This is a genomic window from Gimesia sp. (assembly GCF_048262075.1).
Taxonomy (GTDB): domain Bacteria; phylum Planctomycetota; class Planctomycetia; order Planctomycetales; family Planctomycetaceae; genus Gimesia.
Window position 1 is genome coordinate 116,866 of record NZ_JBLXFK010000009.1, and the last position, 22,332, is coordinate 139,197.

General features: G+C 48.5%; 14 protein-coding genes. 2 read left to right on the forward strand and 12 right to left on the reverse strand.

The annotated features are described in order from the left end of the window. Positions 1-4: 4 nt before the first annotated feature. The gene (locus ACN0YH_RS17970) at positions 5-2,140 is read left to right on the forward strand and encodes a YfhO family protein (RefSeq protein ID WP_417380961.1); all 2,136 of its coding nucleotides are present in this window, start codon (positions 5-7) and stop codon (positions 2,138-2,140) included. Here the strand turns inward: ACN0YH_RS17970 and ACN0YH_RS17975 are convergent. Continuing rightward, entirely contained in the window at positions 2,121-2,699 is a 579-nt protein-coding gene (locus ACN0YH_RS17975; protein WP_417380962.1) for an FHA domain-containing protein, read from the reverse strand. The two genes, ACN0YH_RS17970 and ACN0YH_RS17975, sit on opposite strands and share 20 nt — an antisense overlap. A 560-nt stretch (positions 2,700-3,259) precedes the next feature. Here ACN0YH_RS17975 and ACN0YH_RS17980 point away from each other — a divergent pair. Beyond that, positions 3,260-3,748 (forward strand): YybH family protein, encoded by a 489-nt coding sequence (locus ACN0YH_RS17980; RefSeq protein ID WP_417380963.1) that lies wholly within the window; start codon positions 3,260-3,262, stop codon positions 3,746-3,748. A gap of 49 nt (positions 3,749-3,797) precedes the next feature. Here the strand turns inward: ACN0YH_RS17980 and ACN0YH_RS17985 are convergent, their stop codons facing one another. The 11 genes from ACN0YH_RS17985 to ACN0YH_RS18035 form a co-directional block, all read right to left on the reverse strand. Then, positions 3,798-7,124 carry a hypothetical protein gene (locus tag ACN0YH_RS17985; RefSeq protein ID WP_417380964.1) on the reverse strand — a complete coding sequence of 1,109 codons (3,327 nt, stop codon included), beginning with the start codon at positions 7,122-7,124 and terminating at the stop codon, positions 3,798-3,800. A 601-nt stretch (positions 7,125-7,725) separates the two neighbouring features. Then, a complete protein-coding gene (locus ACN0YH_RS17990; RefSeq protein ID WP_417380965.1) occupies positions 7,726-9,036 on the reverse strand; it encodes a DUF58 domain-containing protein in 1,311 nt (436 codons plus the stop codon). Then, positions 9,033-9,992 (reverse strand): AAA family ATPase, encoded by a 960-nt coding sequence (locus ACN0YH_RS17995; protein ID WP_417380966.1) that lies wholly within the window; start codon positions 9,990-9,992, stop codon positions 9,033-9,035. Before ACN0YH_RS17995 ends, ACN0YH_RS17990 begins: the two co-directional genes overlap by 4 nt. Positions 9,993-10,239: 247 nt before the next feature. Beyond that, entirely contained in the window at positions 10,240-11,016 is a 777-nt protein-coding gene (locus ACN0YH_RS18000; protein WP_417380967.1) for a FliA/WhiG family RNA polymerase sigma factor, read from the reverse strand. A 78-nt stretch (positions 11,017-11,094) separates the two neighbouring features. After that, the gene (locus tag ACN0YH_RS18005) at positions 11,095-11,316 is read right to left on the reverse strand and encodes a hypothetical protein (RefSeq protein WP_417380968.1); all 222 of its coding nucleotides are present in this window, start codon (positions 11,314-11,316) and stop codon (positions 11,095-11,097) included. A 374-nt stretch (positions 11,317-11,690) separates the two neighbouring features. Next, on the reverse strand, positions 11,691-12,671 hold the full coding sequence (locus ACN0YH_RS18010; protein ID WP_417380969.1) for a P-loop NTPase: 981 nt from the start codon (positions 12,669-12,671) through the stop codon (positions 11,691-11,693). 88 nt (positions 12,672-12,759) lie between these two features. Then, positions 12,760-14,100: a flagellar biosynthesis protein FlhF gene (gene flhF / locus ACN0YH_RS18015; RefSeq protein WP_417380970.1), complete on the reverse strand. Its 1,341-nt coding sequence runs from the start codon at positions 14,098-14,100 to the stop codon at positions 12,760-12,762. Between the two features lie 76 nt (positions 14,101-14,176). Then, positions 14,177-16,297: a flagellar biosynthesis protein FlhA gene (flhA, locus tag ACN0YH_RS18020; RefSeq protein WP_417380971.1), complete on the reverse strand. Its 2,121-nt coding sequence runs from the start codon at positions 16,295-16,297 to the stop codon at positions 14,177-14,179. Positions 16,298-16,484: 187 nt separating this feature from the next. Beyond that, positions 16,485-17,912 (reverse strand): DUF1501 domain-containing protein, encoded by a 1,428-nt coding sequence (locus tag ACN0YH_RS18025; RefSeq protein WP_417380972.1) that lies wholly within the window; start codon positions 17,910-17,912, stop codon positions 16,485-16,487. A 60-nt stretch (positions 17,913-17,972) separates the two neighbouring features. Continuing rightward, on the reverse strand, positions 17,973-21,074 hold the full coding sequence (locus ACN0YH_RS18030; RefSeq protein ID WP_417380973.1) for a PSD1 and planctomycete cytochrome C domain-containing protein: 3,102 nt from the start codon (positions 21,072-21,074) through the stop codon (positions 17,973-17,975). A 410-nt stretch (positions 21,075-21,484) separates the two neighbouring features. Continuing rightward, the gene (locus tag ACN0YH_RS18035) at positions 21,485-22,327 is read right to left on the reverse strand and encodes a hypothetical protein (RefSeq protein WP_417380974.1); all 843 of its coding nucleotides are present in this window, start codon (positions 22,325-22,327) and stop codon (positions 21,485-21,487) included. Between the last annotated feature and the right edge of the window lie 5 nt (positions 22,328-22,332).

The following is a 22,332-nucleotide window of genomic DNA, read 5'->3' on the forward strand; positions in this document are numbered from 1 at the left end:
TCGTTTGAGTCGTTCTTCAAAGAAGAAAACCCGGTCACCCCAGCCGGTAACCGCAACACCTCTTAGTACTCCTGTATTTGCTGGCACAATGCTTGTCATTGCCATCGGCTTAACGTGGATCTTCTGGTACGGTCTCTGGGAGGGAGGGGGACTGATCGGCGGTGATCTTTACACTTACTTCTTTCCCCAAAAAACGTTCTTCGCAGAGCGTTTGCAGGCGGGTGAATTTCCACTCTGGAATTCCAATATCGGACACGGCGTCCCCCTGGTTGCAGAAAGCCAGACTGGTGCTTTCTATCCGTTCAACTATTTCGCCTACCGGTTTCTTCCCGTTAATACAGCCTACAACTTCGTCCAGATACTGCATTATATTCTGGCGTTCGTCTTTACCGGCATGTATGTGAAACGTCTGGGCTACTCGCTGGTCGCTGCGCTGTTTGCAGGCCTCGTCTATACTTATGGCTGGTTTCCTTCACGCATCTGTCTGGAATGGGCCATCATTGGGGGCGCGTGGCTGCCGTTGACTCTGTGGTGCGTCGAATCATTTTTCCAGACCCGCTACTGGCGGTACGCGATGCTGCTCTGTTTCGCTTTGACAATGCAGATTCTGCCTGGCCACTTCAATCTGGCCTTCATCACTCAACTAATGCTGGTCGTCTACATCCCGGCTCGGATCTGGTTCAGCCGCGATGAAACAACAGAGGCACTCAAACCCTATCGCAGACGAACCATCATACTACTGCTGTTTGCCTTTATTTCCACCTATACACTCTCTGCAGTGCAACTGGCACCGACCTGGGAATTAAAACAGCTTAGCCAGCGGGCAGAAGTAGGCGAACGCTCACATCAACCCGGCTATGGTCACATCCCGGTCTGGTATCTCTCTCAAGTGGTCGCTCCGTGGGCCTGGTATCCCTATGAGGTGAATCTGGATGCTGGTCTGGCACCGGGAGGTGATGCCACCAATCAGGTCGAAGCGCATCTGTACTTCGGCATCGCAGCAGTTCTCCTGCTGATTTACGGAACCTGGAGTGGTGCCTGGACGCGTGACCGCAGGCTGATCCTGCTGGCGATTATCGGATTTCTGGCACTCTTGTATACGCCGGGCTGGCTTCTTCCGATCACCAAACATCTGCCTGGCTTCAGCTTTTTCACCGGTCCTGGTCGGTACGGTATCCTGACCACATTCGCCGTCGCAGTCATTGCTGGCGTCTGTCTGGAAAAACTGACAGCGAACTGGAACCGTAATCTGCAACTACTGTTAGTCGCTCTCGTCTGTCTGTTTACCACAGCTGACTTCTGGGTCGTCAGCCGCTATGTGACTTATGCTGCCATCATTCCCAATCCGCCGATCAATAATGTAAACCAGAGTGCGCTCAAGAAGATTGTGACGGAATATGGAAAACCGGTCCGCCTGTTTGCACCGGGAGCAAATTTACCGACCCTGCTGGGCGTCTCTTCCACGCCCGTTTACCTGGGAATTGGTCCCGAACAGTATTTCGATCCAAAACTGACCATGCCTCAACCACTGCCTTTCAAGGAACCCGCCACACCCGAGCAGATTGCATGGCTCCGCAATGCCGGCGTGACCCACATCCTCAGCCAGCATCCACTCGATTTGAATCATTGGCCCGTAGAGCCGATCTCAAGTGACTTTGATGCAGTAATCAATCCCGCCTGGGGACGCTTCGACGAACCGGTCTATTTTTATGAACTGCAGGATTCGCGCGGACGCCTGGCCTGGGTTCATCCGGAAGCAAATCAAAGTGCCACGATCACAGGTTATCGGGCAAATGAAATTATAATAGAAGCAGAGACACCAGCAGATGATACGCTGATCTTAACCGATCTGATGTATCCAGGCTGGAAGGTCTACGTTGATGGTCAACCTGCTGAAGCAGAACTGATCGAAGGCATGTACCGCGGCGTGAAACTATCAGCGGGTAAACATGAAATAATCTGGGCGTATCAATCCGGCTGGTTTTTGATTGGGGCACTTGTCAGCTGCGTCACACTGTTGACTTTATTGACGATTGCACATTTCCGGTTCTGGCATCCCATTCTGTTTCAGATGAAACAGCGTACTATGGAAGTGCAGCCTGATGTCCCGGTGGGCGAGATTACGAAGAGGAAGAAATGAATTCCACGTTTGATCCAGTCCCTTCGAAGCGGTGACTGTCGGAATAATTTTCTTCATCTTCTTCATCGTCAGCACTTTCCAGCTCGTCGCTGGGTATCATTTCATTGGCGCTCACATTGTGGCCACTGTCTGAAATCGCAACCGGGAACTGCTGGGAGATATCCACATCTTTGGTCGGCTTCTTGAAGTGCTGGACCGATGGTGCTTTGGTAGGCGTACTATCAGTTTCAGACTGACTGTCTGCCTGTTCTTTTTTCTGATTGTAGTCAGCGCCAATATTTTCCAGATGATAGGCAACGTTTCCAATCTTCAGCTCATCATTCAGTTTCAGCCAGGCCTGCTGGTCAATCTTCTTGCCGTTCACATAAACGCCGTTCATGCTGCCCAGATCACGAACGACTGGACGGTCATTGACAATCGCAAGACAACAATGCTTACGCGAGATCTTAGGGCTGTCATTGATCACGATATCACAGTCGGGATGGCGTCCGACGAGAATGATCGCCTTATCAAGCACGATCGGGCGACCTTGATTCACGGGGACTAAGCAGACTGCCATAGAAGACTCCAGTCAGAAACGTTAGCAAACTTAATGAATATTGATTATACGAGTCATCCAGATCCAAGTAAAAGAAAAAAGGCTCAAGCCGAACAGGAGACGGTGAATTCCTCCCACTAATCCATATAACTTACGCGAATACTTAAAATGTTAATTCTTGATAAATATCGACTATTTCTAGATATACACTCAATCAAGACCTGCGGTTTCTCACACATTTGAGTCATTCAACGCATTGCTTCAAACTTAAAATCGTCCCAGATCGACCTGGACACTCTTTTTTGCAATTAGCACAACCCGCATAACCCCACTGGCGTACAGGATCTAAACAAGTTATCCTTCCTCCCGGGCTGATTTTTAACGAAGCGTAAAGCGATGAAACAGCCAGGTTCAACAGCGTTCTATCGGGAATTTGACTGATATATTTCCACATGGACTGAATCATCTGCAGCCACTATCGTTCTCAGAATAAGACCTTCTCAAATTACAGGAACGGTTCGAGAACTCATCTTAAAACTCAATCTATCGCTGAAATTTAGCTTGAAATGGAAAACTCCGAAATGAAGACACGACTGATTTCTATCGCGATGATGATATTTTCTGCCGTTTGTTTGAATTGTGAAAATTCGGCGAGTGCCAGTGACGAAGACACAAAAGCGGTGCGCACTGCGGCAAAACAGTTTTATTCTGCTCTCAATGAGCTGTTTACCGGTGAAGTGGATCCCATGAAAAAAGTCTGGTCACACCAGGATGACATCACTTTCATGGGTCCAGATGGCAGCTATCTGCGTGGCTGGAAACCGATTGCTGCTGAATGGGAAAAAACGGGATCTATGAAACTAGGCGGTAAAGTCGAAGCCGCAGAGATGCACATCACAGTCGGACCGAAACTTGCCATCGTCAGTAATTTTGAAATCGGGCATAACGTCGGGCCAGACGGTAAAGTAGAAAAAGTAAAAATTCGTGCAACGAGTCTCTTTCGCAAAGAAAATGGAATGTGGAAAATGATCGGCCACCACACGGACCTGCTTCCCTTTCTCTTGAACTAATCTGCTGACGAATGGTCTCTCATTCTATGGCGCGGTTGCGATGGATCGCTTAAGGGACGGGCTGTTGTGTTTTGAGATCTTTGCTCTTGATCTGACAGGACGGCAATGCCTGCTTGAACTTTTCAAGATCTGCCGCGGACAATTCGAGGTGTTGCAGGGAGAGAAAGCGCAGGCGCTGCATGTCTTTCAGTGATTCGAGGCAGGCTACCGTTGTTTTGCTGTGGTCCAGATCCAGTGAGTAGAGTCGATTCAAATGGAGCTGGGCCAGTTGGGCAACTCCGGCATCGGTGACTTGTGTATGTTCCAGTTTCAGCTTTTGCAGGTTAACCAGGTCTTTCAAGTCTTTGATCCCCTGGTCCGTAATGCGGCTTCCCGATAAATCGAGTTCACTGAGATACGTTAATTTTTTTATGTATTCAAGCTTCGTATTGTCGAATTCCGCCCAGTGCATACTCAGTTGCTTTAAGTCTTTCATCTCCGAAATTCGTTTCAGGCAGGAGTCGAATACTTTTGCTTTCTCAGCGCGATTATGGATCGCAAAAATACCCTGGAGGTGGTTCGGAAATTCAACTGATTCGATTACGTAGTGATGTCCCTGATTGATTACATTAACATTTGCACCTGCTTCTTTCAGTTCCTTTATCACGTATTGCAAGGAGGAGGCTAACGGCGCCGCGTATTCAATATTGCATTTTGGCTGGGAACGCTGGAAATTTTTTACCCCATCCTCGCTTACCTTGGTGTCGTTCAAATCTAAGCGGTACAACCCCCTTAGCGTTTCCAGATCTTTCAACCCTCGGTCTGTGATATAAGTAGAATTCAGAGATAACATCCCCAGTGAAGTCATCTTTCTCAGAAGGGGTGTTCCACCGTCAGTAATCGTGGTGCCGTCGAGAATCAATGTGTTTAATCGTGGCAGACGTAATAAATCTTCCAGTCCCTGATCAGCCACACGGGTGTGTTTCAGAATCAGACCTCGCAGATTTTCCAGTGATGCCAGATGGACCATTCCGTCGCTGTAAATGCGGTTCTGGCTCAGATTGAGAACTTTGAGATTCGTGAGGCCAGACAGATGTTTGAGCCCATGCTCTGTGATCTGATTTCGGGGGAGTATGAGCATATTCAGCTGCGTCATCTCCTTGAGTTGGATCAACTGATCGTTAGTGATTCCTGCATTTTCAATCTGCAGTAATTCCAGCTTTTTCAGTTGAGTCAGATGTTTAAGTCCTTCTTCAGTGAGCTTTCCACCATTCAGCTTGAGTACTCTTAACTCGGGAACATGCTCCAGATGCTTGAGTCCGGTGTCTGTTAACTCATCGCCGGTAATTTCCAACTCGTACAGTGTTTTTAAACCCTTCAGCAGGCTGAGCCGTTCGTCAAGGGGGGGGAGTTCCTTTTCTCTGCCTGGGAGGGGATAGAATCGGACGACGAGCTGTTCAGCATTCTCCGGCAGCCGACGTCGCGTGTAAAAGCCACCTGATTTTTTCAGTTTTGCGAGAATGCTCTGAATCCCGGAGTCTAGCGGAGGCGAAGCCTGAATTCGGCAGTTGGGGCACTGTTGATTCAGCATCGCGACGCCTGCTTCTGTGACGCCGGTGCCATGTAAATTGAGATCCGTTGGTTTGATCAACTTGTCATGGAAATAAGCCATTCCTGTATCCGTTACTTTGGCACCGTATAAGTCCAGGCTTTTCAGATTGAAAATCGAACTGAGAGTTTTCAGGCCTGCGTCATCAATGTCTGTCTCTCGTAAGCCCAGCATGTAAAGTTGCTTCAGTGACTGAAGTGATTTTAAACCGGCATTTGAAACCCTGGTTTCATCCAGGGACAGGACCTTTAACTGTTTCAGGTTCTCTAAATGAACCATACCTGTATCGGTGATCTCAGTTTTTCTGAGATTCAATGAGCGAAGCTTCGTCAGCTTTGTAATCGAAGCCAGCGCTGTATCATTAATTTGAGTGTAATCGAGTTTCAATGTGGTCAGTTCTGTCAGTGGTATTAGATGTTTGACTGCTGCACTGCTGATCTTTGTCTTTGTGAGAGACAAGCTTTGCAAGTGGATTAATTTGTTTACCGTTTGCAAGCCGGTCTCGTTGAGGGGAGTGAGTGATAAATCCAGCGTTTTCAGTTTTGGTAGTGCTACCAGTTCGCTCAGGCCTGTGCCTGAAACGGACGTGTTGTAAAGTTTCAGTGATTCCAGTTTTGGCAGCGCTTTTAAATGTGTCAGTCCGGCGTCAGTGACCCGGGTGCTTCCTAAATTCAAAGTTTTAAGTTGCGGGAATTTTTTCAGCGAGGCCAGTCCGGCGTCGGTAATTCCCGATCGGCTCAGGTCCAGATTTTCCAGGCTTTTCAGGTCATTCAGAGTCGCCAGTCCTTTGTCTGTGATTGCCGTACCTGGTAATTGCAGGGTTTCCAGTTCAGATAAACCGGATAGATGTCGTGTACAGCCATCGGTGATGCTGGTGCTGATGAAGGAGACCGATTTCAAGCGGGGGACATGTTTTAAGTGCTTAACCTGCGCATCGATGATTCGATTCCCAAAGAATCGAATTGAAGTAAAATACGTTGAAGTGAGTTTTCCATTCTTAAACACTCTTTGATTCTGGATGTGTACTCCCTGTGCTTTGAGGGCAGCTATCGCTGCCTGCGCCTGAGTAGGGTCGCCAGGAGCAATTGCTTTACCCGTCTCAATTTTACATTTGGGCAGTGCGGCGTGGACTCGGGCAGTTCCCGCTGAGGTGACGCCGGTAGAGATCAGGTTCAGCTTTTTCAGCTGCTTCAGTATGATGATGTGTTCCATGCCGGCGTCGGTGACGGCTGTCCTGGCGAGGTTCAACGAGGTTAAACGGGAAAACCCTGTCAGATGAGGCAGGGCTGCATCCGTGATGGGTGACTGCATTATCGTTAGTGAGGTCAGTCCCTTCAGCTCATTGAGCCTCTGCACTCCCTGGTCACTGACACTGGTATTATTCAGCGTCAAAGATTTCAACCCCGACAAGCCTTTCAGACAGGCTAGACTTTTATCGTCAACGTGTGGTCTGGAAAGACTGATAGACGACAGCACTCGATGCTGATCCAAATCTTGATACCGGACGAACCCTCCTAGTGATTTGACTTGTTGGGCAACTTTGAGATGAGCAGGCAAGACGGGTCTGTCAAACAGAATTTTGCATTCAGGGATCGCTTCCTGAAGTTTGGCGACCCCCGCGCTGGTTACTTTTGTTTCATTAACTTCGAGTTGCTTCAGTTTTTTTAATTCAGACAAATGGGTAAGGCCGGCATTGCTGATTTTTGTCTGATACAGGTTCAGAGAATTTAACTCTTTCAGGTTATTGAGATACTCCAGACCTGAATCTGAAATCTGAGTCGCAAACAACCACAGAACTTTCAGTTGGGTTAAATCTTTTAAGTGTACCAGGCATTGATCAGTTAAAGGTACATGTCGGACAAACAGGTGGGTTAACGCCGGAAATTGCTTCAAATGTTGAAAGGCGTCGTCTTCTAATGGGCAATTTTGGAATTCCAAGTTTTGCAAGTGCTTCAAATTAGTCAATGACTGCAACCCGCTTCCTGAGATCTTGACATTATAAAATCCGAGTTTGCGTATGTCTTTCAGATGATTGATGAACTTGATCTGAGTGTCAGTAATCTTGTTATTGGCAAAAGAAACTGAGTCTATTTTCTTTTTTGATCCTGAATTGGCATATCCGATTCTGCCACCCAGGGACCGGATAATTTGTATTGCCTGTGTTTCTGTTATTTCTGATGGTTCAGCCGCGGATCCTGTCTGAATCAGAATCGCGGAGTTAAGCAATAAACAGGTGGCAACGAAAAGAATTGAAAACCGCATCAGGAGAATCCCTGTTGTGAATATCCAGGCTTAAGCGAAATGTGTACGTATGGGTATGGGCATAACTATAACCCTGTGCGCAGTCAGAAGCAAATGGATGAGTCAGTCGCGGTATTATTTATTGATATCAGAGCAACTGCCGTGCTTTGATATCCAGGTAGCGGCTGATGAGATTGACCGACAGGTTTTCCGGCAGCGTGTCGAGTACGAGTAACCCAGATTTCTGCAATGCGGCGATTTGAGTTGCTTGAGAAGAAACGATCTCAGCCGCTGCGGCAATTTGAAATGCTTCGCGGTCTGAATCTGGGATTGAATTCATGCGGTTCTCAAGGGGAACATTTCGCAAAAACGCAGACAATACCAGATGCGGCCAGCGCATCATACGCAATGCGTTTCCCAGGTATTCCAGATGAACTTCATCCAGCGCGTGGGTCAGTACGACAACCAGCGAACGTTTACGATAACGCAATTGCAGTTGTTCGGACATCAGCTGATAATCGGAAGCCTCATAAATCGGTTCCAGGTCATAAACCTGACGGATCAGTTTCTGAATCGAACTGGCGCCACGTATGGGGGGAACCCAGCATTCCACCTTGTTGGAACAGGCCATCAGTGAAACAGTATCCCCCTGCCTGAGGGCGACATAGCTCAACAGAATGGCAGCGTTCAGTGCACGGTCAAAATGCGTGACACCTTCGTCGGCGTTACACATCGAACGACCACAGTCGAGAAGAAAAATTATGTTCTGATTTTTCTCAACCACATATTCACGACTGATTATTTCCTGGTGACGTGACGTGGCTTTCCAGTCAATGCTGCGAAATTCATCCCCGCGTCGATACTCACGCAGCCGATCGAAATCGGTTCCCCGCCCCCGCAAACGAGACATTTTGATTCCGGCTTCGGCCAGACGATTGCGACGCGCCAGCAGTTCCACTCCCCGCACCGATTGAATGTCGGGGTAGATCCGGATTTCCTGGCGAATGTCACGTTCATCGTATACGGTCCAGAGCCCGAAACGACTTTTCATCTGTAAAAACACACGGCGAAATCGGTTTTTGCCGCGATGGTGCGGTTCAACATGATAGATACTGAATTGATGCTTATTGGGCAGGAGTTCGATATCAAACGGAAGATCTGTGTACTGACACGGCATGGGTGGTTCATCATGCACATGAATCTTGAGCGGCACCGCGCCTCGATTATTAAACCAGAGTTTTACACTGTTCGAAGCTCCGACGCTCAAGACCTCGTTCACTTCACGATGTACATCGATTGTAAGCAGCGAGGGTGTCAGCATCAGGTCGACCAGAGCGAACAGAAAGACCAGCAGACAGATCAAAACACCAGCCTGGCCCAGTTCTGGCCAGATCGTTCCCAGCGCAAAGGGAAGCATGGCGGCTGCGAACAGATACAACAGCAATAGACGGGGCATCATTGGCGGGGAGCCTCAACGCTTTCCAGGATATCCCGAATGACTTCGTCGACTTTCATGCCTTCAATTTCCGCTTCCGGGTGTAATCGAATCCGATGACGAAGAATTGGCAGTGAGAGTTCTTTCACATCATCGGGGACAACAAAATCACGCCCCTGACACGCAGCCATGACACGTGTTCCGATCAGTAGATTCACACTGGCGCGAGGACTTGCCCCGACTTCAATGGTATGCCAACTCCGGGTCCGCGAGACAATCGACGTAATGTACTGAATGATAGATGGCTCGACGATAATTTCTGTCGCACGCTGCTGGATCGCCAGAATGGTTTCCGTGTTCAACACCGGCTGAATTCCAAAACTGTCCAGATTCCGGTTGTCCTTCCCGGTAGCATACAGATCAAGAATTGCGTTCTCCTGATCCTGTGTGGGATAATCAACGAGTAACTTGAACATGAAGCGATCCAGCTGTGCTTCCGGAAGCGGATAGGTCCCTTCCTGTTCGAGAGGGTTTTGAGTCGCAATCGTGAGAAAAGGTCTCTGCAGCGGGTAGGTCTTCCCATCGACAGATACCTGTCGTTCCTGCATTGCTTCCAATAGCGCAGACTGCGTTTTAGCAGGCGCCCGGTTCACTTCATCTGCCAGTAACAGGTTCGTAAACAACGGCCCCTGGTTGAAAGTAAACTTCTGCTCGTGCATGTCATACACGGAGTGACCGGTAATATCAGAAGGCATCAGGTCAGGAGTAAACTGAATCCGTCGAAACTCACTGGAAAGTACATGACTGAGCGCGTTAACCAGCAACGTCTTACCCAGGCCCGGAACGCCTTCAATCAAGACATTCCCTTCACAAAACAATGCGATCAGTACCCCTTCCACCAGATCTTCCTGCCCCATGAGCACTTTACCCACTTCAGCCGTTGACCGTTGGTAGTAATCTTCAATTTGTGAAACATCCATGAATGAACCGAAACCCCGATTGTCTGACTGAAGTAAGTAAACTCAAATGTGATCTGGAATCACTCTTCGAGAACTGATGTTCCCTGTTATGTTTATTCTAAAGCGAATCCGGTTCATATATCGAGCATCCGGGTCGAGAACTGACATGTTTTTTCAAATTGTCTGTCTGGAATCAGCAGCAGATCATAAAAAAAGGCCCCCATCAATAATGGAGGCCTTTTTAATAGTATGATCACGAATTGCAGGATTAAGCGAATTCCGGGCGACGTCGTCCAAGCTGTTCTTTCAAGCGGTTGACGATGCTCGAGTGCATCTGACTGACACGAGATTCTGACAGACCCAGCGTACTGCCGATCTCTTTCATAGTCAGTTCTTCATAATAGTACAGGATAATAATCAGACGCTCATTCCGATTCAAACCCTTGGTTACCAGACGCATCAGATCCCGTTTCTGAATGCTTTTGGTTGGATCTTCACCTTTAGCGTCTTCGAGGATATCCACTTCCCGTACGTCTTTATAGCTGTCGGTTTCGTACCATTTTTTATTCAAGCTCACCAGGCCTACTGCATTGGCCTCATTTTTAAGCTTTTCAAATTCTTTACGAGACAATTGCATTTTCCGGGCAATTTCTTCGTCCGCCGGGGGGCGACCATGTTCTGCTTCGACTGATTTTCGGGCAGCCTCCAGTTTACTGGCTTTACTGCGAACCAGGCGAGGTACCCAGTCCATGGTGCGCAATTCATCCAGCATGGCTCCACGAATACGGGGCACACAGTATGTCTCGAATTTGACACCCCGTTCCAGGTCGAATGCATTAATGGCATCCATCAGCCCAAAGACACCAGCCGAAATCAGGTCGTTCAAATCTACCCCTTCGGGTAGCTTGGCCCAGACTCGTTCTGCATTGTAACGGACCAGGGCAACGTATTGTTCTATGAGCGTATTACGCAAAGCCTGGTTGGATTGATCCTGCTTGAATACCTTCCAGATTTCTGCGATTTCTTCACTGGCTTTGATGGCCATTTACTCCTCCGTGATCAACTTACAGTCGTTTCATTTGGATAAAATGATGATGACGATGACTGCTAAAACGTTTTATATTTAAGCAAGATTATTTTTCCATTTTTCAAAATTTGCCCGCGCTGATTCTTCAACCACGCGAGCGGCAACTTCCCCAAACACCAGACCAAGGCCAAAAAATATGACTGCAGCGATGAGTGCGGATTGAGTCGCGCCAATGAAATCAGCATGAGAGAGGATCCCTCTCACTGATTCAGTCGCAAAAGCGATTAGCGATAATCGAAATGCATAATGCAGGGCCACAGATTATTCCCGGATCGAGTTGGAAAAACTTGCGAGAGCAATTTCACTTCACTCCGAAGAGACCTTCGCTCGTCTATCCTTTAAATATCGGCGTCCTGCTTCAGAATATTTAACCTTTCTCCTACAATTTAATTAACCGTTAAAAACTGACATTTGTATTTTCCCTGATGCGTAACGCGAACCTCGAGGTAAAACCATAAGTCAGGGAAATACCAGTGGTTGAAGAACGCGACCACAGATCTGCATCTGCAGAAACATCGTTAATATTAATTGTTAAGGGATTTAGTAGTGATGTGACTCAGGTGAGGGAGTGAACAGGAAACGAGAGAGATGAGAGAATATTTCCCGTGATTTCAATCCTTTTCCCTGAGGGTTTATGCGGCTTCGCCCAGCAAACGCTGCCAAAGTCGCGGAAAGTAAGACTCTTGTTTGTTTTGTTGTTCGGTCGTCTGGTGTCGTTCCAGCAGGTCATGGGCCAGGCGAAAAACGGATTCCGCAGCAGGACAATGCGGGTGGCTTAATACAAAAGGCTCCCGATCATAAACTGATTGGACGACATGCATGTCATGGGGGATCTGCCCGGCTTGGTTTAAACCGGTGTGTAAAAATAATTCCGTTGTTTTCTTAAGTTGCTGGAAGACCTTGTCAGCCTGATTATCTGACGTACATTGATTAATCAGGGCCTGAATTTCCAGTGATTGAATCGTCGAAAGAGACTTGATTGTCGCATAGGCATCAGCAATAGCAGTGGGTTCAGGAGTAGTTACGACCAGGACATCGTCGGCCGTTGTGACGAACTGCCGAATACTGCGATGGATCCCAGTGCCATTATCCAGAATCAAAAAATCGTGAGTGGCTTCGAGTTCCTGCATCTGTCCGAGCACATCTTTCCGAACCGCTTCCGAGCAGTCCGCCAGATCCGTCAGTCCGCTGGCTCCCGTGACAACGCTGACCCCCAGGGGACCTTCCAGTTGAATTTCTTTTAACGAACGGGCACCACTGACGACATGTGATAAATTCCAGTACCCATTCAGACGACATAACAGATCGATATTTCCTAACGCCAGATTCACATCAATCAGGCAGACTGAAGCCCCGGACTGTGCCAGCGCCAAAGCCAGATTCAGTGACAACACTGACTTGCCGACCCCTCCTTTTCCACTGCAGACTGCCAGCGTCCTGCAATGAGAGGTTTTGTTCTTCTCAATGATTCCGGGTCGTCTCTGTTCCATCATCCCGCGCAGAACCTTGGCCTGATCCCCCCGTGCAGTCGCCAGCGACTGTGATTCGGGTGGATTGACAGGAGGAACTGCTTCCACCTGTTTCAGCTTCCATTCATTGACGGCTGGAGCCATCGCGACTTCCTTATATCTGACTCGCGTTTGTGATGAAAATAACGAACGCAATTATGTTAAGTTAGAATAAATGATGTAATACGAATTTTTAACGCAGCTGATCCTCACCCAGAACCAATCTTGCCATACGTGCGGCATTGGCGGGTTCAATATCATCGGGAACATCCTGACCGGTTGTCAGATATCGTACAGGCAGTTTTACATTTTGACTCAAGGTCAACAGACTACCCATCACAGGAGCTTCATCCAGTTTGGTCAGAATCATTGAAGTCGGACGTGCTACCTGGAAACGCTGAGCAATCGCTTCAAGAGTTTTTACACTGGATGTCATACTCATGACCAGTGAGACTTCATCGATGGGTACTTCGTGGAACAGACTTTCGAGTTCCTGAATTTTGAGGTCATCACTGGGACTGCGACCTGCAGTATCAATCAACACCAGGTCTAACCCGACCATCTCATCGAGTGCCTGTTGCATTTCTTTCGGCGTACTGACGACCTTCATGGGGAGATCGATAATTTCTGCATAGGTTCTCAGCTGTTCGACGGCAGCAATGCGATAGGTGTCGACGGTTACCAGTCCCATTTTAATATTGTCACGCAGGCGGAAATTGGCTGCCAGTTTTGCGATGGTTGTTGTTTTACCAACGCCTGTCGGCCCCACCAGTGCCACCACTTTCCGTTGCCCGGGAACAGGACGAATCGGCACGGAACAGGTCATCTGGGATTCAATCAACGCCGCAAGAAGAGATTTGCTGGCAGCAGAGTCTTTCAGTTGCTCAGGACTTGCATGCTCTTTCAGTTGGGCAATCAGATCGTGGGCAATGTTTTCGTCCACTTCCGAATCAATCAGATCGGTATAGATATGAAATAATTCTGAAGGCACATCGGTCGATCGATGAGAGCGGGTACGGCGATCCAATGACTCAAGCATCTCCTGAATCGCATTCAATTTCTCGGTAAATTCTTCTGTGGGATCAAAATGTTTCTGTGTCGGAGGTACTTCGCGAGGGGCTGCTTCTTCAAAACGCTGGCGGAATCGCTGTTGTTCCGGCGGCTGGGAGTACACCGATTCACGACGAGGTGTCGTTTCGCGTCGGGCAGGGGCTGTTACCTGATGTGCTGCCAGGGGTTGAGATACTGTTTCCCGCTGACGGTTTTCCGGTTGCAGGTTGGAGGCCCTGTGCCTTAATGCTGAACCAGCACTGGTGGAACGATTATTTTTCTGTAATGCTGCCGGCGTCCGTGTTTCGATTCCCAATCCCGCTGTGATCTCAAATTCTTCCTGAGTTCTGGACCAGGGTAATAAGCTTTTGCGCCCTGGAATCTGACGCGTCTGCAGGATGACGGCTTCACTGCCCATCTCCTCTCGCACCAGCGTCAGTGCTTCCTGCATTGAAGCCGCTTTAAATGTTCGAACATCTGACATGATTGATGTTTCCTCTATTTGATTCCGTTGAGATCGTTTTATTTATATTATTTTTTGAGATGACCAGGCAAATGTTTTATGCTGCTCCTGCCGCAACCTCTTTTTTCAACCGACCGGCTGAGATCTGTCCGATCGCTTCCACATCAGTATCACGGGTGATTTCATTTAAACTTAGTACAATTAACCGGGGGATCATGGGAGCCGTGATCTGTTTCAATCCTGCCCTGATCTGGGGATTACATAATACAATGGGATGTCCGCCTGCTTCGACCAAAGGTTCAATCTGATCTGCGATCGCCTGAGTTATAACTTCTCCAGTCTGGGGTGCCAGCTTGATGACCAGACCATGTTCGTTGTAATCAATCCCTGACATCAGTACGTCTTCCAGCTCCGGATCGAGCGTGACGACTCTTAACAGTCGTTTACTGTCCCGATACTGCTGACAGATGGCCCGCGCCAGTCCGTTGCGAACATACTCCGTCAGAATCATGGGTTCCTTGGTCCGATCTGCGTAATCACCTAAAGATTGCAGAATGGTTTCCAGATCGCGGATCGGCACCCGCTCGCGAAGCAGATTGGAAAGGACATGCTGTACCTGGGAGATTTTCAATACATCGGGAATCAGCTCTTCAACCACTTTCGGTGAAGACTCTTTCAGATTTTCAATTAATGCATGTACCTGTTCCCGTGTCAGTAGTTCGCTACTGTGTTCACGAACCACTTCAGTCAGGTGGGTGATCACAACAGCCGAAGGTTCTACCACGTTATAACCCATCAGTTCCGCACGTTCTTTCTGTCCCATTTCAATCCACTTGGCGGGACGACCGAATGCGGGTTCCACTGTATCAATGCCCGGGATATCACCATTGGTCGCACCCGTATCGATGGCCAGTAAGCCATCGGGATAGATCGCGCCCCAGGCGACGGCCACATCGCGGATCTTGATCTGATAATCGCGCTGTCCCAGTCGGATATTATCGCGAATACGAACCTTGGGAAGAATGATTCCCAGTTCCTGAGCAATCTTGTGCCTGATGCGAGTCACGCGGTCGAGGAGATCACCACCGGTCGCGGGATCAGCCAGTCTCAGCAGTCCGACTCCCAGTTCCAGTTCCAGAGGATCGACAAACAGATGGTCTTCCGGTTTTGGTTCAGGCTGGCTCTGCGTCTGCTGTTGTGTTTCTACCTTTTGTTTGTGTACCTCCGCGACCTGGAGTCCTTTTCGCCGCATCATACCAGTCACGACACAGCCGATGGCTAATGCCAGCATCGGTCCAGCGGGGAGGCCGGTAAATGCCAGGGCAAACAGAAAAGTAGCAGCCAGAAACAGTGCTTCAGGATGGCTCGAGAACTGCTTGACGACATCGCCTGGCAGATTACTGTCAACTGAGGTACGAGTAACAATCAAACCAGCAGCCAGTGAAATCAGGAAGCCTGGAACCTGTGTGACCAGTCCATCGCCGATCGTTAGCGTTGTAAATACGGTGGCAGCTTTTGAGAGCTCCATGCCATGGTCGACCATCCCGACATACAATCCCCCTACAACATTGATCAGGGTGATAATGATACTGGCAATCGAATCACCGCGGACAAACTTGCTGGCACCATCCATGGAACCGTAAAAGTCGGCCTGCTCTGTAATTTCATTGCGGCGGAACTTGGCTTCTTCTGAACTGATTAATCCTGCATTCAGATCGGCGTCAATGGCCATCTGCTTACCGGGCATACTGTCTAAAGCAAAACGGGCAGCGACTTCACTGATACGGGTCGCACCTTTCGTAATCACCATAAACTGAATCGTGACCAGAATCACAAAGATGATCAGTCCCACTACCAGCTGACCGCCGGCCACGAACTGACCAAACGCTTCAATAACACCCCCGGCAGCAGCCGTCCCATCGGCGGCACCACGGGTTAAAATCAAGCGGGTAGAGGCAACGTTAAGCACCAGTCGTGCTAATGTGGTCCCCAGCAGAATCGCAGGAAACACACTGAATTCCAGCGGACGCTTGACATAAATCGTTGTCATCAAAATCACTACGGAAACAGTGATATTGCAGGACAACAGAAAGTCCATTACGAACGGAGGCAATGGCGCAATGATTACCAGGACTGAACTCACTATGACTAGTGGGAAAATCAGCCCGGTGTTGCGCATGATCGATCCGGATAGACCGGTATTGGACTCCGGTGGCATCCATGCCTCCGTTATACTAGGTAATGGGGATAGAGAAGTAGAATTGGTAGAAATGAAGGGAAGTGATTTGTTAAGATTTAGAGATGTGTGAGAGAGAGGCGAGTGATAATTGAATCTGCAAATTCTGTCCAGAGGATTTCTTCATAATTCACTCAAGTTTTTATCAGCTAGAGCCGAAGCCCTCGTTTCAAGCCAGCATTTTCTTCACCAGATGCGCTTCTTCGACCCCCGTTAAGCGGAAATCGAGACCCTGGTAAAAATAGGAAAGCTCATGATGATCGATTCCCAAAAGATGTAAGACCGTCGCATGAAAATCGCGGACATGAATCGTGTCGCTCACTGAATAGTATCCCAGTTCGTCAGTTTCTCCTATTGTGACACCCTGTTTGGAACCACCTCCGGCGACCCACATTGTGAAGGCATCAATGTGGTGATCGCGTCCGATGAGATCACGCGGCTCTCCCTGAGGAGTCCTGCCAAACTCACCTCCCCAAATCACCAGAGTATCCTCTAACAGACCACGCTGTTTCAGATCTTTGACCAGCGCTGCTGACGCACGGTCCGTTTCCAGGCAACGGGCATCCAATGACTCTTCCAGATCGGTTCCTTTATTCCCGTGATGATCCCAGTCAGTATGATACAATTGAACAAAGCGGCACCCTTTTTCAATCAATCTGCGCGCCAGTAAACAGTTACGGGCATAAGAGGGAGTCGCCGGATCAGCGCCATATAAATCCAGCGTTTCCTTTGTCTCGCCCGAAAGATCCATTAACTCTGGTGCACTGGACTGCATCCGATATGCCATTTCATATGCAGAAATACGAGTCGAAATCTCGGGATCTCTGGTTTTCTCCAGGCGCAGTGTATTCAATCGATTGACTGTCTCAATAAAATCCGACTGCCGTTTTGAGTCAATTCCTGAAGGATTCGATAAATTGAGAATCGGGTCGGCACCATTTAAAAATGGAACCCCCTGGTAAGTTGTTGGCAGAAAACCACTGCCCCATAACGGAGCACCGCCACGCGGACCGCGAGGACCGGACTGTAATACGACAAAGCCTGGCAGGTTCTGTGATTCACTGCCGATCCCATAGGTGACCCAGGCCCCCATACTGGGACGACCAAACTGTTGAGTACCGGTATTCATAAATAGTTTGGCGGGACCATGATTGAACACATCCGTTTTCATACTCTTCAGAACGGTGATGTCATCCGCAATGCTTGCCAGGTGCGGTACCACATCGGACAGTTCCGTACCTGCTTCGCCATATTTTTTGAATTTTCGTCGTGTCCCCAACAACTTCGCATCTTTTTTCAGAAATGCAAATTGTTTTCCTTCGACATAAGATTCCGGAATTACCTGGCCTTCCAGCTCCTGTAGCTTCGGCTTATAGTCGAACATTTCCAACTGACTGGGTCCCCCTGCCATGAACATGTAAATTACATTTTTGGCTTTGGGAGGATGATGTGTTTTACCCAGAGCAGAAGTCGCAGCCTGCGACTGTTGCTCCGACTGCATCAAGGCAGCCAGGCCGATCGCCCCTGCTCCCACGGCACAGTTTTCAAAAAAATGGCGTCGTGTCAGCTCTTGTAAACCCAAATCATTTAAACTCATTTGTCTCTCCTTAAATGTCGCTTTCGTTTGAAGTATATGACATTCATTGGGAAGAAGATGTCATTCCCGTGTGATGAATTCATCCAGGTTCATCAACACACGTGCGACAGCAGTCCAGCTGGCAGCTTCTGATACTTCGATCTCTTGGGGCAAATCGCTGGCAGCAACCTGCTTTGCCTGTTGTGGTGATTTTTTAAACCACTTCCTCTGTTCATTCAGATACTGTGTCAATACTTCCAATTCGTGATCTGCCGGTGTCCGGGACAGACAGATTTGAAAAGCCTGACTCAATCGACCCTCATCATAATCAGGGCCTTCCTGCAGAATCCGGAGTGCGAAACCCTGAATCAGTTCAAACAGGGATTGGTCATTCGCCAGCGTTAAAGCCTGCAACGGTGTATTTGAACGAACGCGGCGGGTACACGTAGTATTACTGTTAGGTGCATCGAAGGTCGGCAGCATCGGATAAGGACTCGAACGCCAGAAATAAGTATACATGCCTCGGCGAAAACGATTCGCCCCCTGCTCTTCAGGCCAGCTTTTCTTATTCTGAGTCAAAACATAGATCCCCTCTGGTTGAGGAGGATAAACACTCGGACCACCGATGGTTCGCGTCAGTAATCCACTACTGGCCAGAAACAGATCGCGAATAGACTCGGCTTCAATACGATAGCGATTCTGCCGTGAGAGAAGCAGATTGCGGGGATCCTGCTCCTGGTATTCCAGCCTGAAGTTGGAGGCCTGTCGATACGTAGCGGAAGTGACGATCAGCTTATGCAGTTGCTTTACATCCCAGTTCAGACGCATGAATTCTGACGCCAGCCAGTCTAACAGTTGCGGATGAGTTGGCGGTGTACCCTGGGTACCAAAATCATTCTCGGTCTCCACAATGCCCCTGCCGAAAAAACGTTGCCAGTAGCGGTTCACTGTGACACGTGCAGTCAGAGGCTGTTCCGGACTGGTGAGCCAGCGGGCAAAATCCAGGCGTGTCGGATTTTCTACCTCTTCAGGTAAAGACGGCAATACCGCAGGAACATTCGGGCTGACCGGTGCCCCGGGTGCCAGAAAATTTCCACGTAGCAGGATAAATGTTTCGCGTGGCTTCGGCAGTTCCTTCATGACCATTGTTGTGACGATGGCTTTATTGAGTCTGGCCTGCTCTGTTTTTTGTTTCGTCAGCCGCTGATTCAATTCAGTCCACTGAGAGTCTGACTTATGAAAGGCCTGTTTAATTGTAGTCTTCTGTTTTGCATCCCATTTTTCTTCAGGTAACTTCAAAATGGCAAGCACGGCAGGATCGACATTAAATAGGCTGGGATCATTTATTGTCGTTGAGAGTCGAAAACGCCCTACATTGTATTTCGCATTGCGCGTCTGTGATAAGCTCACCCGCAACTTCATCGGGTCAGCGTGCCGTAAAGGTGTTTTCAATGTAAACAGGACCCGGCGATTCACATTCATATTGCCCTTAGTCACATTGATGGCCCATCCGGTTTTCAGATCACTGTCTATGAGATTTTGCGCCGGAAATTTATTCTGTGAATGATCTGCAATCGCCTCAACCAGTTTCACTGGTTTAAAATCTGTCCAGCGATCCCCGATTTTGTTCGCCACTTCAACGATGACTTCATCCAGCACAAAGTTTCCATTGCCGGCCCAGCCGGGTCCCCTTTTGGGAAGGCTCTCATGTGTGAGGACTTCCAGCCTCAGCCCTTTCGTCCCTGGCGGAATACTTTCGGCTTCGACATGGTAGACATCATTGTTGGGAATTTTCCCACCGACCAATAAAGACTGGTCGTCCAGAATTGAAATGGTCGCTCCATTTTCTGAAATCACGTTTTGAGCTTTAAGTACAGTCCATTGTTTTTCTGAATCTTTTAAAATCTGTTGAATCGACGCTTTCCATGATTCGAATTCAGGAGCAAGCTTCTTTTCCTGCTCCGTCAATTGCTTCGCAACCGCAGCTATTTGCTGTTGGAGTTCAGTCTGCCTTGTTTTTTGCTCAGTGGTCGGCAGTGATAAGGTGGGAGGTGCACTGTTAATATCAGCCGTACTATTGAAAATGGCATACAGTTGATAAAAATCACGCTGCGTCAAGGGATCGTACTTATGTTTATGACATTGAGCACAACCAACGGTCAGCCCCAGAAAGGCGGCTCCTGTTGTATTCACCCTGTCCACAACGGCTTCCACACGGAACTGCTCGGGGTTCGTGCCTCCTTCCTGGTTGATCAGGGTATTTCGATGAAAGCCGGTCGCGATTAACTGCTCGGTGGTAGGCTGGGGTAGCAAATCTCCAGCTAACTGTTCTGTAACAAACTGATCAAAGGGCATGTTATCATTGATGGCATTAATCACCCAGTCCCGATACTTCCAGATCGAACGTGGTCCATCGATTGTAAAACCATTTGAATCGGCATAACGGGCTACATCCAGCCAGTGCCTGGCCCAGCGTTCTCCATAATGAGGGGACGCCAGTAATCGATCAACGAGCCGTTCATAAGCCCCCGGTTCGGAATCAGACAAAAACTCCTGCAGTTGTTCGACGGTGGGAGGCAGACCTGTTAGGTCAAGACTTAACCTGCGAATCAATGTACTTCGATCAGCTTCCACTGAAGGAGTCAGTTTGTTTTGTGTCAGCTGTTTGAGAATAAATACATCAATCGGGTTTTTAATCCAGTCCTGCTGCAAGCCAGCGGGAACGGTGGTACGCTGGATAGGTTGAAAGGCCCAGTGCTCCGATGAGACACGTGTCTGCTTCAGCACAGATTCAGACTCTGGTATGTGGCCTCCCTGTTCAATCCACTCACCAATCAGATTGATCTCCTCTGGTTTCAAAGGAGGCAGGTCATGCGGCATCCGAGGAATGTTTCGTTGTCCTGAGAGGCTTTGAAACAGAGGGCTTTCGTCTTTTTTCCCGGGAACGACAGACGGTCCGCGGTCTCCCCCCTTGAGTATGTTGGCTCCATAGTCCAGACGCAGTCCAGATTCTTCAGCATCCTGGGAATGACAGTCGTAACAATACTGCTTTAAGAGAGGTCGAATCTGTTTTTCGAAATCAATGTCGACTTTCTTGTCCACACTGTCCGCTGCCAATCCTGAATGCACCATGGCTAAGGTGATCAAAACAGCGGCTGTCACATCTCTTAACAAATTCCGCATGGAAAAACCCGAAGTATTAAGGTGAACCGCGTCTCTGTGATACTGAATCAAATTCGTTCCTGGTCAGGAATACGAAACAGAATGCGGGGTTGCTGGAGAAGCAGGCAGGTCGCTAATTATTTGAGTCTGTTACAGAGTGTTGCTGCAACATCTTCAAAACGAGTAGATTTCGTTCGTCTGGAAGAGAAGAGACTCTAGAGTGCATCACATTTAAGATAGCGTCTCCCAATCTAATACACTCGGGCCACACAGCCCTTGAGACGCTACAGTTAAACTGAACACATTCTAAACCCGGTTTCAGGCTCTCATTCAGATTACCAGTGGCGTCGGCAGATTGCAAGTTTTTGTTGAATGTACAGCTCTAATTTCACTCGGCATATTTCCCCTTATCCGCAGGAATTGCCATAGATTCACTCACCTTCAATTCGCAGTGATGTCAGATTGATACATTCACGATTTGTGACAAAGCAGAGAAAACATTCTTTTCCCGACTGGAGTGCAGGTTGGGCACAGGTCAGCACCCGTCGTCTGCCGATACTGACCACGAACCGATTCCCGGTCCCCACCAGCCGTACAGGCACCGCTTCCGATTTTGTACGGGTCAGATCTAACTTGACCTGCTTCAGTTCCTGACTGGTATCCGCAACGGTTTCCGAAATGCTGACGCCATCATTTTGAAAATGGATCACACTGGAAACAAGAATTTGATCTGGGTGTTCAGGGTTCCTGGTCAGTAATTGCAGATCGAAGTCTGGAAACTCCTTCTCAACCTGCACTCGAAAACTGACACTGATTTTCTGGTAAGGTCTGTTAAAAGTCGCCACCGAAACTCGATCCGAAGCAGACTCCATGCCCTCGTCTGTGAACTTCCAGCCCTGACTTTTCCAGAACAGTTTGTAAAACGGGTTTTGCCAACTGGTCGATTCCAGCTCACCTTCCATTACCGTATTCAAGTCAGGCAACAAAGGTTTTTGACTGGTAGTCTGAGTCAGAACCAGATCCGCTGAAGAGGCAGCTGAAATGGGACCTGGCTCTAAATCTGCAGTTTCTGCCACAACCGCTGATTGTAATGGTACATCAGCAACGGCAGGCACTGCATTCAGTTTTCCAGTTTTAGAAACTGACGGCTCCACCTGACGACTCTGAATCCAGAAAATCAGAAATGCAGAAACCAGTGTAATACAGACAAGCAGCAGCACACCAGACTGGATTCGAATTCGTTTTGGATTTGTTACTGATTCCTCAGGCATCATTGAAC